7 protein-coding genes and 4 tRNA genes are annotated in these 9,842 nt (G+C 39.6%); 8 read left to right on the top strand and 3 right to left on the bottom strand.

Going from position 1 to position 9,842, the window contains the following annotated elements:
- Window positions 1-40: 40 nt before the first annotated feature.
- The 3 genes from GA0116959_RS12215 to GA0116959_RS12225 form a co-directional block, all read right to left on the bottom strand.
- Complete coding sequence (locus GA0116959_RS12215; protein ID WP_092720911.1) at window positions 41-622, bottom strand: dual specificity protein phosphatase family protein; 582 nt, start codon at window positions 620-622, stop codon at window positions 41-43.
- Window positions 619-1,434 carry an MBL fold metallo-hydrolase gene (locus GA0116959_RS12220; RefSeq protein WP_092720912.1) on the bottom strand — a complete coding sequence of 272 codons (816 nt, stop codon included), beginning with the start codon at window positions 1,432-1,434 and terminating at the stop codon, window positions 619-621. Before GA0116959_RS12220 ends, GA0116959_RS12215 begins: the two co-directional genes overlap by 4 nt.
- 376 nt (window positions 1,435-1,810) lie before the next feature.
- Entirely contained in the window at window positions 1,811-2,452 is a 642-nt protein-coding gene (locus tag GA0116959_RS12225) for a peroxiredoxin (protein ID WP_092720913.1), read from the bottom strand.
- A gap of 342 nt (window positions 2,453-2,794) precedes the next feature.
- On the opposite strand from GA0116959_RS12225, the gene secA reads away from it, so the two are divergent.
- From secA to GA0116959_RS12265, 8 genes are all read left to right on the top strand, one after another.
- Window positions 2,795-5,524: a preprotein translocase subunit SecA gene (gene secA / locus GA0116959_RS12230; protein WP_092720914.1), complete on the top strand. Its 2,730-nt coding sequence runs from the start codon at window positions 2,795-2,797 to the stop codon at window positions 5,522-5,524.
- A 186-nt stretch (window positions 5,525-5,710) separates the two neighbouring features.
- A complete protein-coding gene (locus GA0116959_RS12235) occupies window positions 5,711-6,070 on the top strand; it encodes a hypothetical protein (RefSeq protein WP_092720915.1) in 360 nt (119 codons plus the stop codon).
- 330 nt (window positions 6,071-6,400) lie between these two features.
- A complete protein-coding gene (gene argJ / locus GA0116959_RS12240; RefSeq protein ID WP_092720920.1) occupies window positions 6,401-7,621 on the top strand; it encodes a bifunctional glutamate N-acetyltransferase/amino-acid acetyltransferase ArgJ in 1,221 nt (406 codons plus the stop codon).
- A gap of 148 nt (window positions 7,622-7,769) precedes the next feature.
- Window positions 7,770-8,837, top strand: a complete 1,068-nt coding sequence (gene nadA / locus GA0116959_RS12245; RefSeq protein ID WP_092720921.1) for a quinolinate synthase NadA — start codon at window positions 7,770-7,772, stop codon at window positions 8,835-8,837.
- A 151-nt stretch (window positions 8,838-8,988) separates the two neighbouring features.
- Window positions 8,989-9,065: transfer RNA gene (locus GA0116959_RS12250), tRNA-Pro, on the top strand.
- Window positions 9,066-9,108: 43 nt separating this feature from the next.
- A tRNA-Arg gene (locus tag GA0116959_RS12255) sits at window positions 9,109-9,185 on the top strand.
- A 36-nt stretch (window positions 9,186-9,221) separates the two neighbouring features.
- A tRNA-His gene (locus GA0116959_RS12260) sits at window positions 9,222-9,297 on the top strand.
- 4 nt (window positions 9,298-9,301) lie between these two features.
- Window positions 9,302-9,378 (top strand) — tRNA-Pro (locus GA0116959_RS12265).
- Window positions 9,379-9,842: the final 464 nt, after the last annotated feature.

Below are 9,842 nucleotides of genomic sequence, written 5' to 3' on the forward strand. Positions count from 1 at the left end.
TTGAGTCAGTCATTAGGCAGCATTTTGCTTAAATCGACTTTTAAGATGGATTTGACAGATGATGTTGAATCCATTTTATATTTTCAGGGCTGAATAGTGTTTCAATATGGATCCAAATTGGATGAAAACCATAACCACCATGCTTCATTTCATTTAATGCATCTTCAATTGACCAGTCCTCAAAAATAATACGATACATGGCAATCGTAGCACCAGTACGATCGGAGCCATGATAACAATGAATGAGCACCTTTTTATTCAATGTTTTTGCCTGTTGAAGATGTCGCATGACCAGTAATAAATCTTCTCGAGACATGGCCCATGTGTGAATTGGAACATGAATCAATTGAAAGTCAGTATTTGGAAGAATCTTTAAGTCAGGATTTCTCGATCTTAAATTTAGAACAATATCAATTTGGTGGGCTTTTAATTCAGCAATCAATTCTGGTTGCGGTTGCTCACTACGAAAGACTTGCTCACTAATTTGATAAAAATTACGTTCACTATTTAAGGGTTTACCCCAGTGGGGTGGACGATGTTCTACTGGTATGCTCGAGGTGCTGACACAACCGCTTAAATAAGCACTACTGATCAAAATGGCAAGAACAGTTTTTTTGATCATGGTTGATACCTTGCCAGTTCAATGGGGTCGTGGGCGCAAATAATCTCAATATTTGTCGTGATTTGAGCCAAGGATTGAATTTTGTGTAAATTATCCAAACGCATAGCGTTATTTTCGGCAAAAATACGTTCCAATGTATCAAGTGTTCGAAGCTTATTTTTAGGGTTGAGTTGTAGGTGTGAATAATACGCATCTCCGCAAAAAAATAACCAGCCCTCCTGTTTTTTTATGGCAATTCCGCAATGACCTTGGGTGTGACCCAATAAGGGAATCATTAAAATTTCATCCTGAAATAAACTAAACCCTTGAACCTGATGTAAGTTAAACCAAGCATCACCTTGACTAGGTTCAATAAAATTCCAGTAACGATGTTGTTTGAATTGTTGGGGTTTATAGCGCATTCGATTCTTAACAGAGAGCAAATTTTGTGTTGCATTAAATTCATTGGATAATACATGGACGATCGCATGAGGAAAGTCAGAAATTCCTCCAGCATGATCAAAATCGAGATGGCTCACAAGGATATGCTTTACATCTTTGGGGTTAAATCCCAAACTTTGAACTTGTGCAATTGCTGTTAAATCGAGATTCTGCTCAATACGTCCTAAGCGTAAAGCCATATGACCTAGACGTGCTTGGGGATATAAATAGTCCTGAATACCTAAACCGGTATCAATTAAAACCAGACCTTGATCAGTTTCAACAAGAAGGCAATGGCAAACTACTTTGGCATGTAATCCTTTTTGACCAAATAAGGGGCCACAAATTGGGCACAAAGTGCCACAATGCAAATGATGAATATTGTAAATCACGCGCTTTATTCTTAACGTTAAGTGAGTCTAGTTATAAACGGACTATAACTGAAATACCAACTTGATTTTGTAATTCAAATGCTTAGTGAAATAAATAAACCTGTCATTAGACAGGTTTTTTTAAAGAAATCAGGATTTGGCTCGTCATCTAAATCCTCTATTTCAGCAACTAATACTGGCTTTATTTTGATACTCCGTTTGCATCACGCTTTAATTAAAGCAGTGTGTTTTTATCCGAAACTACGCTTGTCTTGCGACAAAATAAGACAGTGTTTTATTTTTAGCACAGCTCTCATCTTGCGTTCAGGTGGAGCGGTGCTGCACTTATCCATTACTACGCACTTCGTTTGCCTTACGCTGCAACTAAAGCAGTGCTTTAGTTTTGCTCAGGTTGTGGGGTTAAGCGTAAATAAGGTGTCACTGCTGTATAACCTTTAGGAAAGCGCTGCTTCAATTCTGCTTCGTCTTTTAGAGACGGTACAATGACAACATCTTCACCTTGTTGCCAATTTGCAGGGGTAGCGACTTTATAGTTGTCGGTCAGTTGAAGAGAATCGACCACACGTAAAACCTCATGGAAATTACGCCCAGTAGATGCAGGATAAGTAATAATTAAACGCACTTTTTTATTTGGGTCAAGAATGACCAAAGAACGTACAGTTAGCGTCTCGCTGGCATTGGGATGAATAAAGTCGTACAGGGTAGAGACCTTACGATCTTGATCGGCAAGAATTGGAAAATTGACTGTGGTATTTTGCGTTTCATTAATGTCATTAATCCATCCTTTATGAGATTCGACATCATCCACCGAGAGTGCAATCGCTTTTACGTTACGCTTGCTAAACTCGTCTTTTAATTTTGCGGTAAATCCAAGTTCAGTGGTGCACACAGGCGTATAGTCAGCAGGGTGTGAAAATAAAATCCCCCAACTATCACCTAAATAGTCGTAGAAATTAATCAGACCTTCACTTGAGTCTTGCTCAAAGTTTGGTGCAATATCGCCTAAACGTAATGTCATTTTTAACCACCTCAGATGATGTATTTATAATTTTCTTAAGACTCAATATGGCGTATTTTTTTTTGCAAAGAAAATAGCATTTTTGTATTTCTTTGTGAAAAATTGGAATATAGCGCTATGGAAGAATTTGTAAAATGTTTATAAATGACAAATTTTATGACTATATTGGCTGTTTAAAATTTGTTACATTGTGTTCCCTTGGCTGTCATGTGCTAGATTCTGTGAAGCAAGAATTTTTTGATGGGTTTTGTGCAAAACCCTTGTACTTCAAATTTCTAGCACCATAATAACGACTGAGAAAAAATTTATTCATTCGACAAGCAAGATTTAGAGAGTCTATTCATGTTGGCAAGTCTGATCGGAGGCATCTTCGGTACCAAAAATGAGCGCGAACTCAAACGCATGCGTAAAATCGTAGATAAGATTAATGCGCTCGAGCCGACGATATCTGCACTAAACGATGCAGACTTATCTGCAAAAACCGAAGAATTCAAACAACGCTACAATAAAGGTGAAAATCTCGATAAGTTATTGCCTGAAGCTTTTGCTGTATGTCGTGAGGCTGCAAAGCGCATCATGGGCATGCGTCACTATGATGTGCAATTGATTGGTGGTATTACACTTCACGAAGGTAAAGTTGCAGAAATGCGTACTGGTGAAGGTAAAACCCTGATGGGGACTTTGGCTTGTTATCTAAATACGATTGGTGGTCAAGGTGTGCATGTCATCACCGTGAATGACTATTTGGCACAGCGTGATGCCGAGTTAAACCGCCCGTTATTTGAATTCTTAGGTTTAAGCATTGGTATTATTTATTCCATGCAAAATCCGACCGAAAAAGCAGAAGCTTATCGTGCTGATATCACCTATGGGACCAACAACGAATTTGGTTTTGATTATCTGCGTGACAACATGGTGTTTTCACTGGCTGAGAAAAAGCAACGCGGCTTAAGCTATGCCATTATTGATGAAGTCGATTCGATCTTGATTGATGAAGCACGTACTCCGCTCATCATTTCTGGTCAAAGTGATGATTCTTCACAATTGTATGCAGCAATCAATAGCATTCCTCCACAATTAAAAACTCAAAAAGAAGAAAAAGTGGCCGATGGTGGGCACTTCTGGATTGATGAAAAACAACGTACTGTTGAAATGACTGAAATTGGTTATGAAACAGTCGAAGACGAATTAATTCGTATGGGCTTACTTGCAGAAGGCGAGAGCCTGTACTCATCAGCGAACTTGAACTTGGTTCATCATGTGTCCGCAGCGATTCGTGCTCACTATTTATATCAGCGTAATGTGCATTACATCATCAATGATGGTGAAGTCATTATTGTCGATGAAAATACGGGTCGTACTATGCCAGGCCGTCGTTGGTCAGAAGGTTTGCATCAAGCTGTTGAGGCAAAAGAAGGTCTAGAAATTCAACCTGAAAACCAAACGCTTGCCACCACAACCTTCCAGAACTACTTCCGTCTGTACAAAAAGCTTTCAGGTATGACGGGTACTGCCGATACTGAAGCTGCGGAAATGAAAGAAATTTATGGTTTGGATGTCGTATTGATTCCAACCCATCGTCCGATGATTCGTAATGACATGAACGATTTGATTTATTTAAATCGTAATGGTAAATACGATGCGATTATTCAAGAAATTAAAAATGTTCATGAAGCGGGCGTTGCTCCTATCCTGATTGGTACTGCGACCATTGAAGCATCAGAAATTTTGTCTGATAAATTGAAAGAAGCAGGCATCGTTCACGAAGTATTGAATGCAAAACAACATGAACGAGAAGCAGATATTATCGCTCAGGCAGGTTCGCCTAATGCAGTAACGATTGCCACCAATATGGCGGGTCGTGGTACTGATATTTTGCTTGGCGGTAACTGGAAAGCAAAACTGGCTAAAATTGAAAATTATACCACTGAAGATGAAGCGCGTTTAAAAGCCGAGTGGGAACAGCAGCATGACATGGTGTTAAGCTCAGGCGGTTTGCACATTATTGGTTCTGAACGTCATGAATCGCGCCGTATTGATAACCAGTTACGTGGTCGTGCAGGTCGTCAAGGTGATCCAGGTGTTTCACGTTTCTACTTATCGCTTGAAGATGATTTGATGCGTATCTTCGCTGGTGATCGCGTGGTCGGTATGATGCGTGCAATGGGTCTAAAAGAAGATGAAGCGATTGAACACAAAATGGTGTCACGTTCTATCGAAAATGCGCAACGTAAAGTGGAAGCGCGTAACTTTGACATTCGTAAGAACTTGTTAAAATACGATGATGTCAACAATGAACAACGTAAGATCATTTATTCTCAACGTGATGAAGTACTCACCGAAAGCACTTTACAAGATTACATTGAAGGAATGCATCACGAAGTCATGAAAGGTGTGATTGAAAATTATATTCCACCTGAATCAATTCATGATCAATGGGATATTGATGGTTTAGAGCGTGCTTTACGTGATGATCTAAGTATTGATTTGCCTGTAAATCAATGGTTAGAGGAAGATCGTCGTTTAGATGAAGAAGCTTTGGTTGAACGTATTTCAGATGAAATTGTAAAACGCTATCGTGATCGTCGTGGACAAATGGGTGATGAATCGGCAGCCATGCTAGAACGTCATTTTATGCTGAGCGCATTAGACCGTCATTGGAAAGAGCATTTGGCAGCTATGGACTATTTGCGTCAAGGGATTCATTTACGTGGTTATGCGCAAAAAAATCCTGAACAAGAGTATAAAAAAGAAGCTTTCAACTTGTTTGTAAATATGCTTGCTGTGATTAAATCGGATGTCATTACTGATTTATCGCGTGTACATGTGCCGACTGCTGAAGAGCTGGCGGAAATGGAAGCTCAGAAACAAGCACAAGCCGAGTCTATGCAATTGAATCTTTCACATGCTGATTTTGATGGCTTAGCAATTGAAAATAACGACAATTTGTTAAGTGATGAAAGTCAATTCGAACCGATTGATCAACAAAATATTGTTCCACCTGCAAGTCGTAATGCACCGTGCCCATGTGGATCAGGTTTAAAATACAAGCAGTGTCACGGTAAAATTTAGTTTAAGTTAAATGAATTGGTCACTTTAGGTATTTCTCTGACTCATGTTAGACGGATATTTAAAGTGGCTTTTTTATGTCTATGGATTGTGAAAGTTTTATTTTACAAATATTGAATGGGATTGCAGCCTATGCGATTAAATGTTATTTAGTGAGTTGCATATCTAACTCTGAAAAGCGGAAAGACAATGAAAAAAGTATTACAGCCCTTGATAATTGCAGCTTTGGCTCTTCCTTCTTTGGCCTTTGCAAACAGTCCATCTCAAACCACGACATTAGATAAAGTTCAAGCAGCTCGTGGTGCAACAACTGCTCAAGCTGTAGTGAAGGATGATAACATCACAGTGATGAGTCCTCGCACAGGAATTAGTTATACTTTTGCTAATCCGAATCAACGTCCTATTGTATTGAAAACTACGGCAATTACTGCTGCAAATGCAGCCAATGTAGGTCGTATCGTAGCCACTAATCCTGCATTGTCGACTGCAAGCCAAGAAAAAGCGAAACAAACATTGTTAGGTGAATCTGCTCAATTGGCTTCAAATTAAATTGCTTGTGTTGTATTAATTCGTCTTCGGATAAATATCAGCCAGTTAAGCAGTTAACTGGCTTTTTTTGTTTTAAAGCCATGTGGTTATTTAATAGCTATAAATATCTTTATAGCTTTTTTGAGTGAAAACTTTGTTGTTATTTTCTCAAAAATGAAAAGCATTTATTATGCTTATTTTTCACTGCTTCGCATAACAGGTGGTGACTGATTTTTATCAACATACATCACGCTAAAATAAAAACTAAAGCAAAGCGGGTGTTACGCTCGATTTTTTATTGAATTTCTACTAAGCTGTCTTTTTCTGATGATCTTATTTGGACGTTTAAAAATGGCGGTGGGCGACGTAACAATGCCACAGATGCATGTGGTTAAAGGGGTTAAAATTGGTTCTGCTGAAGCGTATGTGCGCTATCAAAACCGACGCGACCTTGTCATTTTTGAACTTGCTGAAGGTTCTCATGTTGCAGGGGTATTTACCCAAAATGCATTTTGTGCTGCGCCAGTACATGTCTGTAAAGCCCATTTACAGGTCACCAATCCCCGCTATTTAGTAATTAATACAGGGAATGCCAATGCTGGAACAGGAAAAGTGGGCTTAGCAAATGCTGAGGCAACCTGCATAAAACTGGCTGAACTCACGAATATATCTCAAAATGAAATTCTGCCTTTTTCAACAGGTGTCATTGGTGAGCAACTTCCTATTGAGCGTTTGACCGCAGGTTTGCAACCCGCGCTTGATTCTTTAAAAGAAGATGCTTGGTTAGATGCTGCGACTGGTATTATGACCACAGACACCTTGCCTAAGGGTGCATCTGAGCAATTTGAAATAGATGGCATCACTTATACCATGACGGGTATTTCCAAAGGTGCAGGTATGATTCGTCCAAATATGGCGACTATGCTCAGTTACGTGGCGACCGATGCACCGATTAGTCGTGAATTGGTACAACTGTTATTAAAAGAAACGGTTGATGTTTCTTTTAACCGCATTACCGTAGATGGGGATACATCAACCAATGATTCATGTATTTTGATTGCTACCGGTCAAGCGGGTGGAATAGAAATTTCATCTATTGATGATTCACGCTATGCAGTGATTTTGGATGTTTTGACTCGCGTGATGAAACGCCTTGCACAACTCATTATTCGTGATGGCGAAGGCGCGACCAAATTTATCACCATTACCGTTGAAGGTGGTTTAAATACACAAGAATGCTGTGATATTGCGTATAGTATTGCCCATTCACCTTTGGTGAAAACCGCCATTTTTGCTTCTGATCCAAATTGGGGGCGCATTCTGGCTGCAATTGGTTACGCAGGCGTTAAAAATTTAGATGTTGAAAAAATTCAAGTTTGGTTAGATGATGTGCAAATCTGTAAAGACGGTGGTGCAGCAGCGGACTATACCGAAGAAGCGGGTGCGCGTGTAATGTCGCAAGCTGAAATGTTGATTCGTGTCAATCTAGGCCGAGGTGATGCAAAAGATACGGTCTATACATGTGACTTATCTTACGATTATGTCAAGATTAATGCAGATTACCGTTCTTAAATTGATGGAATGATAAAAGCCTCCGTTGTGAGGCTTTTTTATAATGGAATGATTTTACCCCTTGATCAAAAAAGCATATCGCCATTTTGATGGGGGATTAAAGATACTGTTTGTGGTCAAGCAAGTATGAAAATTAGAGAGCATGTTTATGAGTGATGCGACCAACTTAATTGCCAATGACGCTAAATCGATTGTGCAGGAGCATTTAGATCGTTTAGGTGAGCCTAAAAATATTCATTTAAGTGAAGCATATAAACAGGAAAAATTTACGCAAATCTTAGCGGAACTCAAAAAGCGTGATGCTGTTTTAGTCGCTCATTATTATTGTGACCCTGAAGTGCAGGAACTGGCTGAGTTATCAGGAGGATGTGTTTCTGATTCATTAGAGATGGCACGCTTTGGTCGTGACCATGAGGCATCAACTTTGGTGGTTGCTGGGGTGAAATTTATGGGGGAAACTTCAAAAATTCTTTCGCCAGAAAAAACTGTGCTCATGCCTACGCTAGAGGCAACCTGTTCACTCGATTTGGGTTGTCCTGTAGACGAGTTTTCTGCATTCTGTGATGCACATCCAGATCATACCGTTGTTGTATATGCCAATACTTCTGCTGCGGTTAAAGCCCGTGCTGATTGGGTGGTCACTTCAAGTTGTGCGGTCGAAATTATTGAGCATTTGGATAGTTTAGGTGAAAAAATTATTTGGGCACCTGATCAGCATTTAGGACGTTATATCCAGAAAAAAACGGGCGCAGAGATGCTACTTTGGGATGGCGCATGTATTGTTCATGAAGAATTTCGTGCCCGTGGAATTACCAATATGAAAGCAATCTATCCAGATGCAGCAGTATTGGTCCATCCAGAATCACCAGAATCAGTGATTGCAGTTGCAGATGCGGTCGGGAGTACTTCACAATTGATTAAAGCTGCAGCAACTTTGCCACAGCAAACTTTAATTGTGGCCACAGATCGAGGGATTTTTTATAAGATGCAGCAAGCTGTACCGAATAAAACCTTGATTGAAGCACCTACCGCAGGTGAAGGTGCGACCTGTCGATCATGTGCACACTGTCCATGGATGGCTATGAATGAGTTGGATGGAATTTTATCTGTTTTGCAAAAGGGTGACCAAGAAATACTGGTTGATCGTGATCTTGCAAAACGTGCAAAACTACCGCTCGATCGTATGTTGGACTTTAGTGCGAGTTTAAAACGTTAAAAATTGATTGAAAAATATCTAAGGTGTTTGATAAATATACATTTGAAGTGGTTTTTTAATTTTTTTTGAATATAGGTGTTGACGTCTTGTGGCGTCACGCCTAGAATGCACACCGTACCGCACAATGTGTAGTACGAAAGCTAAGATGAATCGGAGCATGGCGCAGTTTGGTAGCGCACCTGGTTTGGGACCAGGGGGTCGTAGGTTCGAATCCTACTGCTCCGACCAATTCTTCAAGGCAAAGTTCCGTGGTATTTATATCATTGCTCATGCGCCTGTAGCTCAGTCGGATAGAGCATCCGCCTTCTAAGCGGATGGTCACAGGTTCGAATCCTGTCAGGCGCACCATTGGTAGCTTGATATCATAGAATCTAAGTTGTAATGGTGGATGTAGCTCAGTTGGTAGAGCCCTGGATTGTGATTCCAGTTGTCGCGGGTTCGAATCCCGTCATTCACCCCACTTTCGGAGCATGGCGCAGTTTGGTAGCGCACCTGGTTTGGGACCAGGGGGTCGTAGGTTCGAATCCTACTGCTCCGACCATTTATACAGCTTAAAGTAATCAATCCGCTTAAATGCGGTTTTTTTATGTCTAAAATTTATAAAAATTATCTTTCATATAAAATAACGTTGGTTTTGGGTGGATTCTTTATAGCTCTGCTAAGTTAAAAATTTCCTTATATGTGTTTATGCTAAATGAAAAATATTAATTCGACTCTAAATCAGGTATAGAAGTCTATTATTGCCAAAATAGTATTTATTGATTAATTAAACAAACAAGCAAAAATAAAAGATGATTTTGCACATTCTGTACCTTTTGCATGCAAAACCTAGTATTTAATTTAGCAAATAGAAGAATAAATAAACATTTGAAGCATTTTTAATAAAATAAAATAAAAAAGGGGTTGTATGGTGATTAAAATGCTGTAGAATGCACATCCATCGGCGGTGATGTTGATTAAAACTTGTTGAGAAACAAGGATTTAGCTTAAAGGGTTAAATCTAGG

It is taken from the genome of Acinetobacter albensis (assembly GCF_900095025.1).
GTDB lineage: Bacteria > Pseudomonadota > Gammaproteobacteria > Pseudomonadales > Moraxellaceae > Acinetobacter > Acinetobacter albensis.

What these genes read in the sequence shown, in the direction of transcription:
- GA0116959_RS12215 (WP_092720911.1), bottom strand. Translation starts at nt 622, where the DNA reads ATGATCAAAAAAACTGTTCTTGCCATTTTGATCAGTAGTGCTTATTTA.
- GA0116959_RS12225 (WP_092720913.1), bottom strand. Translation starts at nt 2,452, where the DNA reads ATGACATTACGTTTAGGCGATATTGCACCAAACTTTGAGCAAGACTCA.
- secA (WP_092720914.1), top strand. Translation starts at nt 2,795, where the DNA reads ATGTTGGCAAGTCTGATCGGAGGCATCTTCGGTACCAAAAATGAGCGC.
- GA0116959_RS12235 (WP_092720915.1), top strand. Translation starts at nt 5,711, where the DNA reads ATGAAAAAAGTATTACAGCCCTTGATAATTGCAGCTTTGGCTCTTCCT.
- argJ (WP_092720920.1), top strand. Translation starts at nt 6,401, where the DNA reads ATGGCGGTGGGCGACGTAACAATGCCACAGATGCATGTGGTTAAAGGG.
- nadA (WP_092720921.1), top strand. Translation starts at nt 7,770, where the DNA reads ATGAGTGATGCGACCAACTTAATTGCCAATGACGCTAAATCGATTGTG.